Annotated in this window: 16 protein-coding genes; 4 read left to right on the top strand and 12 right to left on the bottom strand. The window is 59.2% G+C overall.

The features are described 5' to 3' along the window. Positions 1 to 70 precede the first annotated feature (70 nt). On the top strand, positions 71 to 379 hold the full coding sequence (locus ACVWZP_RS25235) for a YhbY family RNA-binding protein (RefSeq protein ID WP_017139256.1): 309 nt from the start codon (positions 71 to 73) through the stop codon (positions 377 to 379). Between the two features lie 9 nt (positions 380 to 388). Here the strand turns inward: ACVWZP_RS25235 and ACVWZP_RS25230 are convergent, their stop codons facing one another. From ACVWZP_RS25230 to grpE, 8 genes are all read right to left on the bottom strand, one after another. Next, positions 389 to 793, bottom strand: a complete 405-nt coding sequence (locus ACVWZP_RS25230) for a hypothetical protein (protein WP_017847416.1) — start codon at positions 791 to 793, stop codon at positions 389 to 391. 28 nt (positions 794 to 821) lie between these two features. Beyond that, positions 822 to 1,298 (bottom strand): transcription elongation factor GreA, encoded by a 477-nt coding sequence (gene greA / locus ACVWZP_RS25225; protein WP_017847415.1) that lies wholly within the window; start codon positions 1,296 to 1,298, stop codon positions 822 to 824. Next, the gene (gene carB, locus ACVWZP_RS25220; protein ID WP_017847414.1) at positions 1,295 to 4,516 is read right to left on the bottom strand and encodes a carbamoyl-phosphate synthase large subunit; all 3,222 of its coding nucleotides are present in this window, start codon (positions 4,514 to 4,516) and stop codon (positions 1,295 to 1,297) included. Before carB ends, greA begins: the two co-directional genes overlap by 4 nt. A gap of 105 nt (positions 4,517 to 4,621) precedes the next feature. Then, positions 4,622 to 5,758, bottom strand: coding sequence for a glutamine-hydrolyzing carbamoyl-phosphate synthase small subunit (carA, locus tag ACVWZP_RS25215; protein WP_108525435.1), 1,137 nt, complete (start codon positions 5,756 to 5,758; stop codon positions 4,622 to 4,624). A 259-nt stretch (positions 5,759 to 6,017) separates the two neighbouring features. Continuing rightward, on the bottom strand, positions 6,018 to 6,824 hold the full coding sequence (gene dapB / locus ACVWZP_RS25210) for a 4-hydroxy-tetrahydrodipicolinate reductase (protein ID WP_457370232.1): 807 nt from the start codon (positions 6,822 to 6,824) through the stop codon (positions 6,018 to 6,020). 10 nt (positions 6,825 to 6,834) lie between these two features. Beyond that, positions 6,835 to 7,959 carry a molecular chaperone DnaJ gene (gene dnaJ, locus ACVWZP_RS25205; RefSeq protein ID WP_057005459.1) on the bottom strand — a complete coding sequence of 375 codons (1,125 nt, stop codon included), beginning with the start codon at positions 7,957 to 7,959 and terminating at the stop codon, positions 6,835 to 6,837. 316 nt (positions 7,960 to 8,275) lie between these two features. Next, on the bottom strand, positions 8,276 to 10,192 hold the full coding sequence (dnaK, locus tag ACVWZP_RS25200; protein ID WP_017847410.1) for a molecular chaperone DnaK: 1,917 nt from the start codon (positions 10,190 to 10,192) through the stop codon (positions 8,276 to 8,278). Between the two features lie 102 nt (positions 10,193 to 10,294). Further along, positions 10,295 to 10,855 (bottom strand): nucleotide exchange factor GrpE, encoded by a 561-nt coding sequence (grpE, locus tag ACVWZP_RS25195; RefSeq protein ID WP_017847409.1) that lies wholly within the window; start codon positions 10,853 to 10,855, stop codon positions 10,295 to 10,297. Positions 10,856 to 11,109: 254 nt separating this feature from the next. Between grpE and recN the strand changes: the two genes are divergently transcribed. After that, positions 11,110 to 12,783 (top strand): DNA repair protein RecN, encoded by a 1,674-nt coding sequence (gene recN / locus ACVWZP_RS25190; protein WP_046382039.1) that lies wholly within the window; start codon positions 11,110 to 11,112, stop codon positions 12,781 to 12,783. A gap of 90 nt (positions 12,784 to 12,873) precedes the next feature. Here the strand turns inward: recN and fur are convergent, their stop codons facing one another. Then, positions 12,874 to 13,278: a ferric iron uptake transcriptional regulator gene (gene fur / locus ACVWZP_RS25185; protein ID WP_026140081.1), complete on the bottom strand. Its 405-nt coding sequence runs from the start codon at positions 13,276 to 13,278 to the stop codon at positions 12,874 to 12,876. Between the two features lie 98 nt (positions 13,279 to 13,376). Between fur and ACVWZP_RS25180 the strand changes: the two genes are divergently transcribed. After that, complete coding sequence (locus ACVWZP_RS25180) at positions 13,377 to 13,904, top strand: outer membrane protein assembly factor BamE (RefSeq protein WP_046382038.1); 528 nt, start codon at positions 13,377 to 13,379, stop codon at positions 13,902 to 13,904. Between the two features lie 63 nt (positions 13,905 to 13,967). On the opposite strand, the gene ACVWZP_RS25175 is transcribed toward ACVWZP_RS25180, so the two are convergent. Both ACVWZP_RS25175 and ACVWZP_RS25170 read right to left on the bottom strand, forming a co-directional pair. Continuing rightward, positions 13,968 to 14,270 (bottom strand): RnfH family protein, encoded by a 303-nt coding sequence (locus tag ACVWZP_RS25175; RefSeq protein WP_057005460.1) that lies wholly within the window; start codon positions 14,268 to 14,270, stop codon positions 13,968 to 13,970. Then, entirely contained in the window at positions 14,263 to 14,697 is a 435-nt protein-coding gene (locus tag ACVWZP_RS25170) for a type II toxin-antitoxin system RatA family toxin (protein WP_046382036.1), read from the bottom strand. Before ACVWZP_RS25170 ends, ACVWZP_RS25175 begins: the two co-directional genes overlap by 8 nt. 168 nt (positions 14,698 to 14,865) lie before the next feature. Here ACVWZP_RS25170 and smpB point away from each other — a divergent pair, with 168 nt between their 5' ends. Next, positions 14,866 to 15,348 carry an SsrA-binding protein SmpB gene (gene smpB, locus ACVWZP_RS25165; protein WP_017847403.1) on the top strand — a complete coding sequence of 161 codons (483 nt, stop codon included), beginning with the start codon at positions 14,866 to 14,868 and terminating at the stop codon, positions 15,346 to 15,348. Positions 15,349 to 15,386: 38 nt separating this feature from the next. On the opposite strand, the gene ACVWZP_RS25160 is transcribed toward smpB, so the two are convergent. Further along, on the bottom strand, positions 15,387 to 16,154 hold the full coding sequence (locus ACVWZP_RS25160) for an FCD domain-containing protein (RefSeq protein ID WP_017847402.1): 768 nt from the start codon (positions 16,152 to 16,154) through the stop codon (positions 15,387 to 15,389). Positions 16,155 to 16,409 lie beyond the last annotated feature (255 nt).

The following is a 16,409-nucleotide window of genomic DNA, read 5'->3' as shown; positions in this document are numbered from 1 at the left end:
TGGGCGGTCCCGGACTCGCTCGGGTAAACTGGCCGCCGCTTTTTACAAGATCAGACGCAGGGGTCAGATTATGCCGCTCACTCAAGAGCAGAAGAAACAGTACAAATCCATTGGCCACCATCTGAAACCAGTTTTGATCGTGGCCGACAACGGTTTGACTGAAGGTGTGTTAGCCGAACTTGAACGCGCATTGGGCGATCACGAACTGATCAAGATCAAGGTCAACATCCTTGACCGCGAAGCGCGCCTGGCCGCCATTGCAGAACTGTGCAAGGTTGGCAAGGCAGACCTGGTTCAGGTCATCGGCAAGATGGCACTGCTGTATCGCAAGAACTTCAGCGTCAACAAGCAACTGTCGAACGTTCATCGCTTCAAATGACAACAAGGGTCACGGGCGTGCTTCGCGCGCCCCGCCACTCCACCCAGGCGCCGGTTGCATCACCAGCACCAGGCCGGAAAACCCTAGCACAAGATAGCTGAATAGCTGCCAGCGCAACGCTTCCGGCAGCCACACATGCACGATGCAATACATTGCACATGCATACAGCGCCATCAACAGCAGTTGGCCGCGAATATCCCGCCACAAACTCCCCAAGCCTTCGGCCTTGATCAGCACCAGCGCCTGAAGCGTCACGCACGCCGCCGCAAAACCCACCAGCAGCGCACTCAGTAATCCATCGATCTCATCGATCAACAACGGCGCCAGGCCAATCAGGCCCAACGCCGGTAACACGCCAATATGCAACAACCACAGGCCGCCCACCCACAGCATCTGGGCAAACTGCCAAAGCATGGCGCCCGCACGAAGCGGGCGCCGCCTTTCAGACATGGCGAACTTCAACAATCTCGTACTCGATCACGCCACCGGGCGTTTTCACAACCACCACATCACCCTCTTCCTTGGCAATCAAGGCACGGGCGAGTGGCGAACCGACGGAGATCTTGCCGAGTTTGAAGTCAGCTTCGTCTTCACCGACGATGTGGTACACCACGCTTTCGTCGGTTTCGACATTGGCGATTTCCACCGTGGTGCCGAAAATCACTTTGCCGGTGTGCGGGATGGTCGTGACGTCGATGATGACCGCATTCTGCATACGGCCTTCGATGTCACGGATCCGCGCCTCGACCATACCCTGCTGCTCGCGGGCAGCGTGGTATTCGGCGTTTTCCTTCAAGTCACCCAGCTCGCGGGCCGTACCGATGTCCTGGCTCAGCTTTGGACGTACGACCTTGGTCAGATGGGCGTGCTCCTCTTCCAGGGCCTTGGCGCCCCGAACGGTCATTGGGTATTTGATCATGCCTTCAATCCTGCGTGTAGATCCTGCAAGCGACGCACGGTCTTTTCCGGACCGAACTTGAGCGCTTCGCAGATAGCTTCGCCAGCAGCAATGGTCGTGGTGCAGTAGATCTTGTGCTGCAAGGCATTACGACGAATGGAGTAAGAATCCGCAATCGACTGACGACCCTCAGTGGTGTTGATGATCAGAGTGACTTCGTCATTCTTGATCATATCGACCACATGCGGACGGCCTTCCGTCACCTTGTTCACGCGACGCACTTTCAGACCCGCCGCTTCAATCAGCCTGGCGGTCCCGGCGGTGGCCACGATCTCGAAGCCCAAGTTGATCAGATCACGGGCCACGCCTGCAACCAGTGGCTTGTCATCGTCGCGCACGCTGATGAAAGCAGTACCGCCGGTCGGCAGCACTTCGCTGGCGCCCATCTGGGCCTTGGCGAACGCTTCACCGAAGGTATCGCCCACGCCCATCACTTCACCGGTGGACTTCATCTCTGGGCCCAGGATCGGGTCCACGCCAGGGAATTTGGCGAATGGGAACACCGCCTCTTTCACACTGTAGAAGTTCGGAATGATTTCCTTGGTGAAGCCGATTTCCTTCAGGGTCTTACCGGCCATCACGCGGGCAGCGATCATGGCCAGGGACACACCGATGCACTTGGACACGAACGGCACGGTACGCGAGGCGCGCGGGTTGACTTCGATGACGTAGATGTCTTCGCCTTGCAGCGCCAACTGTACGTTCATCAGGCCGACCACACCCAGTTCCAGGGCCATTTTCTTGACCTGTTCGCGCATCTCGTCCTGGATGTGCAGCGGCAGCGAGTAAGGCGGCAGCGAGCACGCGGAGTCACCGGAGTGAACGCCCGCCTGTTCGATGTGCTGCATGATTGCGCCGATGACCACGTCAGTACCGTCGCAAACCGCATCCACGTCCATCTCGATGGCGCAGTTGAGGAAGTGGTCCAGCAGCACCGGGCTGTCGTTGGACACTTTCACCGCATCACGCAGGTAACGCTTGAGTTCTTCTTCTTCGTAGACGATTTCCATCGCCCGGCCGCCCAGTACGTAGGACGGACGCACCACCAGCGGGTAGCCGATCTTGCTGGCCGCACGCAAGGCTTCGTCTTCGCTGCGCACGGTAGCGTTCGGCGGCTGACGCAGGTTCAGGCGCTCGACCATTTGCTGGAAGCGCTCACGGTCTTCGGCACGGTCGATGGCGTCTGGGCTGGTGCCGATGATCGGCACGCCAGCGGCTTCCAGGGCACGGGCCAGTTTCAGCGGGGTTTGGCCGCCGTACTGGACGATCACGCCTTTAGGCTTCTCGACGCGCACGATTTCCAGCACGTCTTCCAGGGTGACCGGTTCGAAGTACAGGCGGTCGGAAGTGTCGTAGTCGGTGGAAACGGTTTCCGGGTTGCAGTTGACCATGATGGTCTCGTACCCGTCTTCGCGCAGGGCGAGGGCGGCGTGTACGCAGCAGTAGTCGAACTCGATGCCCTGGCCGATACGGTTCGGACCGCCACCCAGGATCATGATCTTGTCGCGACCCGACGGCGCAGCTTCGCACTCTTCCTCGTAGGTGGAGTACAGGTAGGCGGTGTCGGTGGAAAACTCGGCGGCGCAGGTGTCAACGCGCTTGTAGACCGGGAAGATGTCCAACTTGTGGCGATGAGTGCGCAGGTTTTTCTCAGTCACACCCAGCAACTTGGCCAGGCGCTGGTCGGAGAAACCTTTGCGCTTGAGGCGGAACATGGTGTCGCGGTCGATGCTGGCCAGACCCAGGGTCTTGACCTTCTCTTCTTCCTTGATCAGATCTTCGATCTGCACCAGGAACCACGGATCGATCATGTTCATGCCGAAGATGTCTTCGACGGTCATGCCGGCGCGGAACGCGTCAGCAACGTACCAGATACGCTCGGCGCCCGGCACGGTCAGCTCGCGCTTGAGCACGCTCATGCTTTCCGGATTGCTCAGGTCGAGCTTCTCGTCCAGGCCGCAAACGCCGACTTCGAGGCCGCGCAGGGCTTTCTGCAGGGATTCCTGGAAGGTCCGGCCAATGGCCATGACTTCGCCGACCGACTTCATCTGAGTGGTCAGGCGCGCGTCAGCCTTGGGGAACTTCTCGAAGGCGAAACGTGGCAGCTTGGTCACGACGTAGTCGATGGACGGCTCGAAGGACGCCGGGGTCTTGCCGCCGGTGATGTCGTTCGACAGTTCGTCCAGGGTGTAACCCACAGCCAGCTTGGCCGCGACCTTGGCGATCGGGAAACCGGTGGCTTTCGAGGCCAGGGCCGACGAACGGGACACACGCGGGTTCATCTCGATCACGACCATGCGGCCGGTGTTCGGGCAGATACCGAACTGCACGTTGGAACCGCCAGTCTCCACGCCGATCTCGCGCAGTACCGCCAGGGAGGCGTCACGCAGGATCTGGTATTCCTTGTCGGTCAGGGTCTGTGCCGGAGCAACGGTGATCGAGTCACCGGTGTGCACGCCCATCGGGTCGAAGTTCTCGATGGAGCAGACGATGATGCAGTTGTCCTTCTTATCGCGGACAACCTCCATCTCATATTCTTTCCAGCCGATCAGGGATTCGTCGATCAGCAGCTCTTTGGTCGGCGACAGGTCCAGGCCGCGGGCGCAGATTTCTTCGAACTCTTCACGGTTGTACGCAATACCGCCACCGGTACCGCCCATGGTGAAGGACGGACGGATGATGCACGGGAAGCCCAGGGTCTCGAGGACCGCATTGGCTTCTTCCATGCTGTGGGCGATACCGGAACGCGGGCACGCCAGGCCGATGGACTTCATCGCCTTGTCGAAGCGCGAACGGTCTTCGGCCTTGTCGATGGTGTCAGCGTTGGCACCGATCATCTCAACGCCGAATTTTTCCAGGATGCCTTCGCGCTCCAGGTCGAGGGCGCAGTTCAGGGCGGTCTGGCCGCCCATGGTCGGCAGCAGTGCGTCCGGACGCTCTTTCTCGATGATCTTGGCAACGGTCTGCCACTTGATCGGCTCGATGTAGGTGGCGTCGGCCATGGCCGGGTCGGTCATGATGGTGGCCGGGTTGGAGTTCACCAGGATGACGCGGTAACCCTCCTCGCGCAGGGCTTTACAGGCCTGGGCGCCGGAGTAGTCGAATTCGCAGGCCTGGCCGATCACGATCGGGCCAGCGCCGAGAATCAGGATGCTTTTTATGTCTGTACGTTTTGGCATGGGTTTGTCACTCAAATCCGCAGGTCAGTCGGCAAGCCGTCTTGAACAATCTTTGAAGAGCCTGCGGGGGCCACCGACAGTCGGGGCCGCCCGCAGGCCGCTCAGTCAGCGTCGCTTGGCCATCTCATTGATGAAACGGTCGAACAGCGGCGCTACGTCGTTCGGGCCCGGGCTGGCTTCAGGGTGGCCCTGGAAGCTGAACGCGCTCTTGTCGGTGCGCTCGATGCCTTGCAGGGAACCGTCGAACAGCGACTTGTGGGTCGCACGGACGTTGGCCGGCAAGGTCGTTTCATCCACCGCAAAACCGTGGTTCTGGCTGGTGATCATCACTACGCCGGTGTCCAGGTCCTGTACAGGGTGGTTCGCGCCGTGGTGGCCGTGCCCCATTTTCAGGGTCTTGGCGCCGGAGGCCAGAGCGAGCAGCTGGTGGCCCAGGCAGATACCGAACACCGGGATCTCGGTCTCCAGCACGTCCTTGATCGCCTTGATGGCGTAGTCACATGGCTCAGGGTCACCCGGGCCGTTGGACAGGAACACGCCGTCCGGCTGCAACGCCAGGACGTCGCTGGCAGGGGTTTGCGCCGGCACCACGGTCACGCGGCAACCGCGCTCGACCAGCATGCGCAGGATGTTGTACTTGATGCCGTAGTCGTAAGCCACTACGTGGTAGGGCAGATCAGCGGCGTCGATGGTCTCGTGGCTGTCGGTCTTCAAGTCCCAGACAGTGGAGCGCCAATCGTACTGTTGCTGGGTGCTGACGACTTTCGCCAGGTCCATGCCCTTCAGGCCAGGGAAGCCTTGCGCCGCAGCAATTGCCGCAGCCTCGGAGATATTCTCACCGACCATGATGCAGCCGTTCTGCGAGCCTTTTTCACGCAGGATGCGTGTCAGGCGGCGCGTATCGATACCGGCGATCGCCACAACGTTGTTGGCTTTCAGGTAATCGGACAGCGACATCGTGCTACGCCAGTTGCTCGCAACCAGTGGCAGGTCACGAATCACCAGGCCCGCGGACCAGACGCGATTGGACTCGACGTCTTGCGGCGTAGTACCGGTGTTGCCGATGTGCGGATAAGTCAGGGTAACGATCTGTTGGGCGTAGGAAGGATCGGTAAGGATTTCCTGATAGCCGGTCATGGCAGTGTTAAACACCACCTCTCCAACGGTTTGACCGTCGGCTCCAATGGCTTCGCCGCGAAAAATGCTGCCATCAGCAAGGGCGAGTATGGCTGGCTTAGTCAAGAAGACCTCCCGTAAATAAAGCCTGAAAGGGCGATCGCAGGTTGTAAAAAAGCGGAGTGACGTATGGACACGTCACCCCGCTTCTTCACTGAATTATTCTGCGCGCTTTTAGTGGACACACTAAAGCTGTAGCTTACAGAAAAAGGCTGTTTTGGTCCACCGCTAATGAGCCTTAAAGGCAGGAGAATGCGACAGGACGTCGCTTAGCGGGTAAAAACGGGGCCTTAGGATAATCCCGAGGCCCCATTTTAGCTACTGATTAGTGCAGATCCAGCACATCGCGCATGTCATACAGACCCGGCGCACACCCATCCAGCCACAGCGCGGCACGCACCGCACCCTTGGCGAATGTCATGCGGCTGGAGGCTTTGTGCGTGATTTCCAGGCGCTCGCCTTCAGTGGCGAACAGCACGGTGTGATCACCGACGACGTCGCCACCACGAACGGTGGCAAAACCAATGGTGTCACGCGCACGCGCGCCGGTATGACCTTCACGCCCGTACACCGCCACCTTCGACAAGTCGCGACCCAGGGCATCGGCGATAGCCTCACCCATGCGCAACGCGGTTCCCGACGGCGCATCGATCTTGTGGCGATGATGGGTCTCGATGATTTCGATATCCGCCTCATCGCCCAGCACGCGCGCCGCCAGATCCAGTAGCTTGAGCGACAGGTTCACGCCCACGCTGAAGTTGGCGGCAAACACGATGGGAATATCCTTGCCCGCCTCGACCAGCAACTGTTTCTGCTCAGCACTCAAGCCGGTGGTGCCGATCACCATGGCCTTGCCCGCCTTGCGGCAGAACGCCAGGTTTTTCAGCATCACGTCCGGCAGCGTAAAGTCGATCAGCACGTCGAACTCGTCCGCCACCTGCTCCAGGTTGCCGGACAACGACACGCCGATACGCCCTAGCGAAGCCAGCTCACCGGCATCGGCGCCGATCAGCGTACTGCCTGGGCGAACGATCGCCGCGGTCAGGCCGGAGGCCGGCGAGCGCTGCTGTACCGCTTCGATCAGGGTTTTACCCATGCGCCCGGCAGCGCCCATTACGGCTATACGTCGCATACTCAATTCCTTACAAGTCGCCGAAGAAGCGCTTCACGCCATCGAAGAAGCCCGTGGTTTTCGGCGAGTGGGAGTCGTCACCTTCCAGCGAACTGCGGAACTCTTCGAGCAACTCGCGTTGGCGACGGCCCAGGTTGACCGGCGTTTCCACCGTGACACGGCACATCAGGTCGCCCGCACCGCCACCACGCACCGGCGCCACGCCTTTGCCACGGATACGGAACTGCTTGCCGGTCTGCGTCCCCTCAGGGATCTTGAGCTTGACCCGACCATCCAGAGTCGGAATCTCCAGCTCGCCGCCCAGGGCCGCATCGACGAAGCTGATCGGCACTTCGCAGAACAGGTGCTTGCCGTCGCGCTGGAAGATCGAGTGCTCGCGCACATTGATCACCACATACAGGTCACCCGTCGGGCCACCCTGAGTCCCCGCCTCGCCTTCGCCCGACAGGCGAATGCGGTCACCGGTATCCACGCCCGCCGGCACTTTGACCGACAGGGTTTTGTACTCTTCGACACGCCCTTCACCGTGGCAGGAATCGCACGGGTCAGAAATGATCTTGCCTTGGCCTTGGCACCGCGGGCAGGTTTGCTGCACCGAGAAGAAGCCCTGCTGCATGCGGACCTGACCGATACCACCGCAGGTCGGGCAAGTGATCGGCGAGGAGCCTTTCTTGGCCCCCGAACCGTCGCACGGCTTGCAGTTGACCAGCGTCGGCACGCGGATATTGACGCTGGTGCCGCGCACGGCTTCTTCCAGGTTCAGCTCCAGGGTGTAGCGCAGGTCGCTGCCGCGCTGGGCACCGCCACGCTGACCACCGCGGCCACCGCCGAAGAAGTCGCTGAACACATCGCCGAAAATATCGGAGAAGTTCTGGCCGCCGAAGCCGGCACCGCCGCCACCCATGCTCGGGTCGACGCCGGCGTGACCGTACTGGTCGTAGGCCGCACGCTTGTTGGGATCACACAGGCATTCGTAGGCCTCGTTGGCCTCTTTGAACATTTCTTCGGATTCTTTGTTATCCGGATTACGGTCCGGGTGGTGCTTCATCGCCAGGCGACGGTAAGCCTTCTTCAGGTCCGCCTCGCTGGAACCGCGCTCCACACCCAATACTTCGTAATAGTCACGCTTTGCCATAAGTCTTTGCACTCTTAAGGACGTTCAGCCAGACCCTCCTGAGCCTTGCCGAACTCGTTGAGCCCCAATACAGGCCCGGACCCAACTCACGTCAATTCAACGATCCTGGTCATAACAGCTTTCAGCCAGGGACCCGGCCAAAAACGCGGTGACTGTCGCCGGAAAGCAGGAGCATTCCCGATCACACCGCCAGCATCCGAGCCTTGTCGCATGCTGTAAAAATTCGCATACCCCAGACACGCCAACGCGGGAGCAAGCTCCCGCGCGGCGACATCCTACCAGTCACCGCTTGATAGCGGTCAACCGGCCAAGCAGATTACTTCTGCTCTTTGACTTCTTCGAACTCGGCATCGACAACGTCATCGTGCTTGGCTTCAGGCTCTGCCTGATGCGCGGCACCGTCAGCTGGCTGACCTTGCTCGGCGTACATTTTCTGAGCAACCGGCGCGGAGACCTTCGACAGTTCCTCAACCTTGGCTTCGATGGCCGCCTTGTCGTCGCCTTTAACTGCGGCTTCCAGGGCAACCAAGGCCGCTTCGATTGCGGTCTTCTCTTCGGCAGTCACTTTGTCGCCAGCTTCAGCGATCATTTTGCGCGTCGAGTGAACCAGTGCGTCGCCCTGGTTACGGGCAGCCGCCAACTCTTCGAACTTCTTGTCAGCCTCGGCATTGGTTTCCGCATCACGAATCATCTGCTGAATTTCTTCATCAGACAGACCAGAGTTGGCCTTGATGGTGATCTTCTGCTCTTTGCCGGTAGCCTTGTCTTTGGCGCCTACGTGCAAGATGCCGTTGGCGTCGATGTCGAAGGTCACTTCGATTTGTGGCACGCCACGTGGTGCTGGTGGAATCTCGGCCAGGTCGAACTTGCCCAGGGACTTGTTCTGCGCCGCTTGCTTACGCTCACCTTGCAGCACGTGAATGGTCACGGCGCCCTGGTTGTCATCGGCCGTCGAGAACACTTGCGATTTCTTGGTAGGAATCGTGGTGTTTTTCTCGATCAGCGCAGTCATCACGCCACCCATGGTTTCGATACCCAGGGTCAGCGGGCTGACGTCCAGCAGCAATACGTCTTTCACGTCGCCGGCCAGTACCGCACCCTGGATGGCAGCACCCATGGCAACAGCTTCGTCCGGGTTCACGTCTTTACGTGCTTCTTTGCCGAAGAACTCGGTCACCAACTTCTGAACCAGTGGCATACGGGTCTGACCGCCGACCAGGATCACGTCGTTGATCGCACTCACTTCGATGCCGGAGTCTTTCAGCGCGATGCGGCAAGGTTCGATGGTGCGCTGAACCAGGTCTTCAACCAGCGCTTCCAGCTTGGCGCGCGAGATCTTCACGTTCAAGTGCTTAGGACCGGTAGCGTCTGCAGTGATGTACGGCAGGTTAACGTCGGTCGACTGAGCCGAAGACAGCTCGATCTTGGCTTTCTCGGCAGCTTCTTTCAGACGCTGCATGGCCAGCGGGTCACCCTTGAGGTTCATGCCGCTTTCTTTCTTGAACTCGTCAACGAGGTAGTCGATCAGACGGATGTCGAAGTCTTCACCACCCAGGAAGGTGTCGCCGTTGGTGGCCAACACTTCGAACTGGTGCTCGCCGTCAACTTCCGCGATTTCGATCACGGACACGTCGAAGGTACCGCCACCCAGGTCATAAACGATGACCGTGTGGTCGCCCTTGGCTTTGTCCATGCCGTAGGCCAGAGCGGCTGCGGTTGGTTCGTTGATGATACGTTTTACGTCCAGGCCCGCGATGCGGCCGGCGTCTTTGGTCGCCTGGCGCTGGCTGTCGTTGAAGTAGGCCGGAACGGTGATCACCGCTTCAGTCACCGCTTCACCGAGGTAGTCTTCGGCGGTTTTCTTCATCTTTTTCAAGATTTCAGCCGAGATCTGTGGCGGCGACATTTTCTGGCCGTTCACTTCAACCCAGGCGTCACCGTTGTCAGCCTTGGCGATTTTGTAAGGGACCATCTTGATGTCTTTCTGTACGACTTCTTCCTCGAACTTACGCCCGATCAGACGCTTCACCGCGTACAGGGTGTTGTGCGGGTTGGTCACCGCCTGACGCTTGGCCGACTGACCGACGAGGATTTCGCCGTCGTTGGCGTAAGCAATGATCGACGGCGTAGTACGCGCGCCTTCGGCGTTTTCGATGACTTTTGCAACGCCGTTTTCCAGCACGGAGACGCAGGAGTTGGTGGTCCCCAGGTCGATACCGATAATTTTGCCCATGATTTACTCTCCCGAAACTTGAATTTGGATGCCGCAGCAGTGGTGGCTAACTGCGGTAGCACTTAAACGCTTGACTTATAAATGGGGGCCTTGCGGCGTATTTCAAGCCTGCTCATCAATCGAAGGTGAAACCGGTGCAGGCGCCTTGCTGACCACGACCATTGCCGGACGCAGCAGGCGACCGTTGAGCTGGTATCCCTTCTGGAATACTTTCAACACGCTGTTTGGCTCAAGGTCATGACTTTCCTGCATCGCCATGGCCTGGTGATGCTCGGCGTTGAACGGCTCGCCGCCTTGCGGATCGACAGCCTCCAACTGATAACGCTTCAGGGTGTCCTGGAACATTTTCAGGGTCAGCTCGATACCTTCACGCATCGGGCGGATGTTTTCGTCGTCCGGGTTGGACAACTCAAGGCCGCGCTCCAGGCTGTCGATGATCGGCAACAGATCACCGGCGAATTTTTCCAGCGCGAACTTGTGGGCCTTTTCTACATCCTGCTCGGCACGGCGGCGGACGTTCTGCAGATCGGCGGCAACACGCAAAGATTGATCCTGCGCAGCGGCCAATTGCTCTTCGAGCACTTGCACACGAGTCGCCAGCTCATCACCGGCAGCCGAATTGGCGTCTGGAGTTTGCGTATCCTGCGTCTGTTCGTCAGCCATAGATTTCTCCTTTCAAAATCATGCGCGAACTCAACTCGCGCTTCTGTTCCGGTATATGGGGCCACAATTTCCAGGTTCAAGGGTGCGGGCGTCACCAAAAGTCTTTCATCTGATCCAGATCAATTCCGACCCATTCATTCCTCTTCGCACTAAAAAAAACATCGAAGCAAGCAAATCGAGCTAAGCGCCAGGATTGTCAGCCCGGAACAAAACACTGTATAAATAACCAGACCTAAAGCCTGGGAGCGGCCGTCATGCTCGTGCACCTGTCCGTACATAACTACGCCATCGTTGAACATCTGGATCTCGAACTGGATCGCGGGATGAGCGTAATCACAGGCGAAACCGGCGCCGGCAAGTCGATCATGCTCGACGCCCTCGGCCTGACCCTGGGCGACCGCGCCGACAGTGGCGTGGTACGCCCCGGCGCAGACAAGGCCGACATCCTGGCGACCTTCGATCTGGCGGACATCCCCGAAGCCGAAGCCTGGCTTGCCGAGCGCGACCTTAATAATGAAGGGCCGTGCATCCTGCGCCGGGTCATCACCGCCGAAGGCCGCTCCCGTGGCTACATCAACGGCACGCCCTGCCCGCTGGGTGACTTGAAGGCCCTGGGCGAGCTGCTGATCGATATCCACAGCCAGCACGAACACCAATCCCTGCTCAAAACCGATACCCATCGCCGCCTGCTCGATGAATACGCCGGCGCCACCGACCTCGCCCGCCAGGTCCAGCTCGCCGCCCAACGTTGGCGCCAGACCCGCCTGGAACTGGAGCGCCTCTCCAATTCCGGCGACGAGCAACGCGCACGCCACCAATTGCTCAGCTATCAACTCGAAGAGCTCGAAAGCCTTGGCCTCGGCGAAAGCGAGCTGGAACAGCTTGAGCAGGAACACAAGAACCTCACCAACGCCGAAACCCTGCTGGGTATTTGTCGCCAGGTGGTGGAGCAATGCAGCGAGAGCGACTCGGGCAATGTGCTCAATGCACTGACCGTCAGCCTCAATCGGCTGTCCAGCGTGAACAATGCGTCCGGCTCGCTGAATGAAGCCACGACCTTGCTGACCAGTGCGCAAATCCAGGTAGAAGAAGCCGTAGGCGAACTGAACCGTTTCCTCGATCACTTCGACGCCGACCCGGCACGCCTGCAGGAAATAGAAGAACGCCTGGACACCATCTACACCCTGGCGCGCAAACATCGGATCCAGCCGACTGAAGTGGCAACGATGCAGCAGAAGCTGCTGGATGAAATCGAAACCCTGAACGCGAATGACGAGTCCATTGAGCGCCTGGGCGACGAACTGGCTTCTTTCGCCCGCCATTACCAAGAGAAGGCCCGCGAACTGAGCGATCTGCGCCATCAAGCCGCCACGAGCCTGGCCAGCGCGGTCGAGCAGGAAATCCAGCGCCTCGGCATGCCCGGCGGCCGCTTCACCATCGAACTGCACAGCAATACCAGCGCCGAACTGCAGCCCCACGGCCTGGAACAGGTAGAACTGCTGGTCAGCGCCAACCCAGGGCAGCCGCTCAAAGCGCTGGCAAAAGTCGCCTCCGGGGGCGAACTATCGCGGATCAGCCTGGCGATTCAGGTGATCACCGCCCAAACCTCACGGGTTCCGACGCTGGTCTTTGACGAGGTAGACGTTGGCATTGGTGGCCCGACCGCAGAAATTGTCGGCCAACTGCTGCGTCGCCTGGGGGATCGCGGCCAGGTGCTGACGGTTACCCACTTACCGCAAGTAGCCGCCCAAGGGCATCAGCATTTGTTTGTACACAAAGTGCGGGGCAGCGATGCGACGCACACGGCGGTGTCCAAGCTGAACAAGTCGGAACGCGTGGAGGAAGTCGCGCGCATGCTCGGCGGCATCGACCTGACCAAGGAGTCCCTGGCCCACGCGAAAAAAATGGTGGTGGCGGCGAAGGCCTGACCGAACCGGCAATTTTCTCTCTTGTAGAAAGCACGAAGGCGACCCAGGGGTCGCCTTCAATCGTTCCGCAGAGCGAATCTGCGTCGATTTTTACTTTTTCTTACGTACGTAAAGAACCAAATTATGGTCCGACAGATCGTAGCCATGCTCCTCGGCAATTGCCTTCTGCAGCCGCTCGATTTCCGGGTTGGTGAATTCGATAACCTCACCAGTGTCCACGTCGACCATGTGGTCGTGATGACCACCATCAGCCAATTCGAACACTGCGTGACCGCCGTCGAAATTATGACGAACCACCAGCCCCGCGGCTTCAAACTGGGTCAGCACGCGGTAAACCGTGGCCAGGCCAACGTCCTCATTGGACTCCATCAGCGCCTTGTAAACATCCTCGGCACTCATGTGGCGCTGCTCAGCAGAATCGAGCATTTGTAGAATCTTGACGCGTGGCAGAGTCACTTTAAGACCGGCTTTGCGTAGTTCGCTATTTTCAACCATGGTTAGCTTTCTCGCGGATGCTGCTTCGCAGCTTCTCTTAATACGGGTATGATCGGCGTTTACGTTGTCCCAGCCAAGATAGTGGAAGTCGCCCACCGATGCAAAACACCAAGCTCTTGCTAACCAGTTTCACCTTTGTGGGACTGCTCGCACTCGCCGGTTGTTCATTCCCCGGGGTTTACAAAATCGACATCCAGCAGGGCAATGTCGTCACGCAGGACATGATAGACCAGTTACGCCCGGGAATGACCCGACGGCAAGTACGGTTTATTATGGGCAACCCCCTGCTGACTGACACTTTCCACGCCGATCGCTGGGATTATCTCTACAGCATCCAGCCTGGGGGCGGTGAACGCCAACAGGAGCGCGTCAGCGTCATCTTCAATGGCAATGATCAACTGGTCAGCCTGTCCGGCGATTTCATGCCCGGCGTAAGCCGCGATGAAGCCTTGCTGGGCAAGGATAACGGCACCAACGTGACTGCGCCTGCGCAGGAAGCCGAGAAGCCGAAATCCGAAGTACCGGCCAAGCCTGGCTCATTGCTCGACAAGATCCAGAAAGACGTCGACCGCGTACAAACAGTTCCAGTCCCGACGCCACAGCCTCTGGACACCAGCCCGCAGTAAGTTTGCGGCGCTCGATAAAAAGCCCGGCATGCCGGGCTTTTTGTTGCCTGCAGATTCGCCGGCCTATGAACGCTGTTGCTTGACCAACGCCGCCTTGGCCGCTCGCAGCCGCCGCACTTCTTTGGGGTCGGCCAGCAGCGGGCGGTAGATCTCGATACGATCACCTGACTGCACGGTGCAGGTATCGGGGTCGAGCACTGCCTTACCGAATACCCCCAACGGGCAATCAGCAAGGTTCACCTCAGGAAAGTGCGTAGCAATCCCCGACGCCTGCACCGCAGCCCGCAGGCTCGTCCCCGCTGGCACCGCGACCGCCACCAACACCTGGCGATCCACGCCGGCATACACCACTTCAATCTCAACCATGCAGTTGCTTGGCTCGCTGACAGAATGCGTCGACCAGGGTATTGGCCGCCTGATTGAACAAAGGCCCCAACGTCGCCCGCACAATGGGCCCCGCATAATCGAAGGACAGATCCAGGCTGATCTTGCAGGCTTTCTCGGTCAACGCCTTGAACACCCAGACACCATGCAATTGAGTAAACGGCCCTTCCTGCAGATTCATTTCAATGGACTTGCCCGGCACCAGGACATTGCGTGTCACAAAGTGCTGGCTGAGCCCCCCCTTGGCCACCCCGACACTGGCAACCATGTGCTCATCACTGCCTTCCAGCACCTCGGCGGTCGAGCACCAAGGCAGGAATTCCGGGTAACGCGCCACGTCGTTGACCAGGTCATAAAGCACCTGGGCCGGATAGGGCAGCAGGGCCGAACGTTGAATATGCGTCGTCATGTGAGCGTTATTTCCACAGCTGAGCGGCAAACATCGCGAAAGAACAACCCGATCCGCGAGAGAAAAAAACCAAAGAACTGCCGGTATTGTCCGGGATTCGTCCAACACGCTCAAGCACGCAGGTTGACCGTAGCCGACACGCTCGCAACGCCCTATAATGCCGCCCCTATGGCTAAACAAAAGAAACACCCCACAGGGACCATCGCGCAGAATAAAAAAGCGCGACACGATTACTTCATCGAACATCGGTTCGAGGCTGGTCTGGTCCTGGCCGGCTGGGAAGTAAAAAGTCTGCGTGCCAGCAAGCTGCAACTGGTCGACAGCTATGTGCTGCTCAAGGATGGCGAGGCATGGCTGCTCGGCAGTCATATCACCCCGCTGACCACCGCGAGCACGCACGTGATTGCCGACCCGGTACGCACGCGCAAGCTGCTGCTCAATGCCCGCGAACTGGACAAGCTCGCCGCCGCCGTACAGCAGAAAGGCTATGCCTGCGTCTGCCTGTCCTGGTATTGGAGCAAGCATCTGGTCAAGTGCGAGATCGCACTGGGCAAAGGCAAGAAGGAATACGACAAGCGTGACACCGAGCGCGAGCGCGATTCCGACCGTGAACTGCATCGCGCCGTGCGCAACAAGGGCAAGGAAGAATAATCCTTGTGCCGCTGTAGCCTAGGGCGCTTCGCCCCTGGCTACATGCCCTTGCGCCGCGCCGCCCGGGCCACGCGCTGAACTTCCTGACGTACCTCCTCCAACACCTCCTGCACATACAACAGGTGACGTGTTGAGACTTCCCGCGCTTGCTCGGCCCGCCCCTCGATGATTGCCAGGTACAAATCCCGGTGCTGACTGATCAGCATATCGCGGGTTTCCGTGCGCTGCTGGTACATGCCGCCAATGTTGGTCACCACGTTCCGCTTGAGCAGGTCGAACAACCCGCGGATGGTGTGCAACAGCACAGCATTGTGGCTGGCCTCGGCAATGGCCAAGTGAAACCGCGCATCCGCGGCGCCCTCCTCTGCGCGGCTGACCTTATCGTCGCGCGCGTAACAATCCTGTAGCGCTTCAAAGGCTGCCGTCAGCCGCTCACGGTCGACTTCGGTAGCGCGCAATGCCGCGTAATAGGCACAGGACGCTTCGAGGGTTTGGCGAAACTCCAGCAAATCACGCTGAGCCTCGGGATTGTTTTCCAGCAGGTGCAACAACGGATCGCTGAACGTCGAGCCCAACGAATCAGACACATAATTGCCACCGCCCTGGCGACTGACCAGCAACCCCTTGGCCGCCAGTTTCTGGATCGCCTCACGCAGCGAGGGGCGCGAAACGCCGAACTTTTCAGCCAACGCGCGCTCGGCCGGCAAGCGCTCGCCCGATTTCAGCGTGCCCTCAAGGATCATGCCCTCAAGCTGCTCGACAATATCGTCAGACAAACGGCGCTGACGCACCTGATCAAACCCCATAACTCTCTCTCCACGATCCCGACCACTCGCCGGGGCCTCTATTCTGGCCTATCGCAACGTTTGCAGCACCCATCAGAACATCTTCGATTGATGCGATCAGAGCGCCCGCCCTCCCGCTTAAGACCAAAGTTTCGCAGGCGGCAAATTGACACATCCCTGCCTAGGCTTTTACTCTAGCCAACAGCGGCTGTAAATTGGTATTACCAATTATCCAAGCCGACTAAAATGTGCCTGACCAACAACAATTAGGGGCCA

The sequence above is a fragment of the Pseudomonas sp. TE36184 genome, assembly GCF_054060055.1.
This window is presented reverse-complemented; position numbering and strand designations above follow the sequence as displayed.

What these genes read in the sequence shown, in the direction of transcription:
- ACVWZP_RS25235 (WP_017139256.1), top strand. Translation starts at nt 71, where the DNA reads ATGCCGCTCACTCAAGAGCAGAAGAAACAGTACAAATCCATTGGCCAC.
- ACVWZP_RS25230 (WP_017847416.1), bottom strand. Translation starts at nt 793, where the DNA reads ATGCTTTGGCAGTTTGCCCAGATGCTGTGGGTGGGCGGCCTGTGGTTG.
- greA (WP_017847415.1), bottom strand. Translation starts at nt 1,298, where the DNA reads ATGATCAAATACCCAATGACCGTTCGGGGCGCCAAGGCCCTGGAAGAG.
- carB (WP_017847414.1), bottom strand. Translation starts at nt 4,516, where the DNA reads ATGCCAAAACGTACAGACATAAAAAGCATCCTGATTCTCGGCGCTGGC.
- dapB (WP_457370232.1), bottom strand. Translation starts at nt 6,824, where the DNA reads ATGCGACGTATAGCCGTAATGGGCGCTGCCGGGCGCATGGGTAAAACC.
- dnaJ (WP_057005459.1), bottom strand. Translation starts at nt 7,959, where the DNA reads ATGGCAAAGCGTGACTATTACGAAGTATTGGGTGTGGAGCGCGGTTCC.
- dnaK (WP_017847410.1), bottom strand. Translation starts at nt 10,192, where the DNA reads ATGGGCAAAATTATCGGTATCGACCTGGGGACCACCAACTCCTGCGTC.
- grpE (WP_017847409.1), bottom strand. Translation starts at nt 10,855, where the DNA reads ATGGCTGACGAACAGACGCAGGATACGCAAACTCCAGACGCCAATTCG.
- recN (WP_046382039.1), top strand. Translation starts at nt 11,110, where the DNA reads ATGCTCGTGCACCTGTCCGTACATAACTACGCCATCGTTGAACATCTG.
- fur (WP_026140081.1), bottom strand. Translation starts at nt 13,278, where the DNA reads ATGGTTGAAAATAGCGAACTACGCAAAGCCGGTCTTAAAGTGACTCTG.
- ACVWZP_RS25180 (WP_046382038.1), top strand. Translation starts at nt 13,377, where the DNA reads ATGCAAAACACCAAGCTCTTGCTAACCAGTTTCACCTTTGTGGGACTG.
- ACVWZP_RS25175 (WP_057005460.1), bottom strand. Translation starts at nt 14,270, where the DNA reads ATGGTTGAGATTGAAGTGGTGTATGCCGGCGTGGATCGCCAGGTGTTG.
- ACVWZP_RS25170 (WP_046382036.1), bottom strand. Translation starts at nt 14,697, where the DNA reads ATGACGACGCATATTCAACGTTCGGCCCTGCTGCCCTATCCGGCCCAG.
- smpB (WP_017847403.1), top strand. Translation starts at nt 14,866, where the DNA reads ATGGCTAAACAAAAGAAACACCCCACAGGGACCATCGCGCAGAATAAA.
- ACVWZP_RS25160 (WP_017847402.1), bottom strand. Translation starts at nt 16,154, where the DNA reads ATGGGGTTTGATCAGGTGCGTCAGCGCCGTTTGTCTGACGATATTGTC.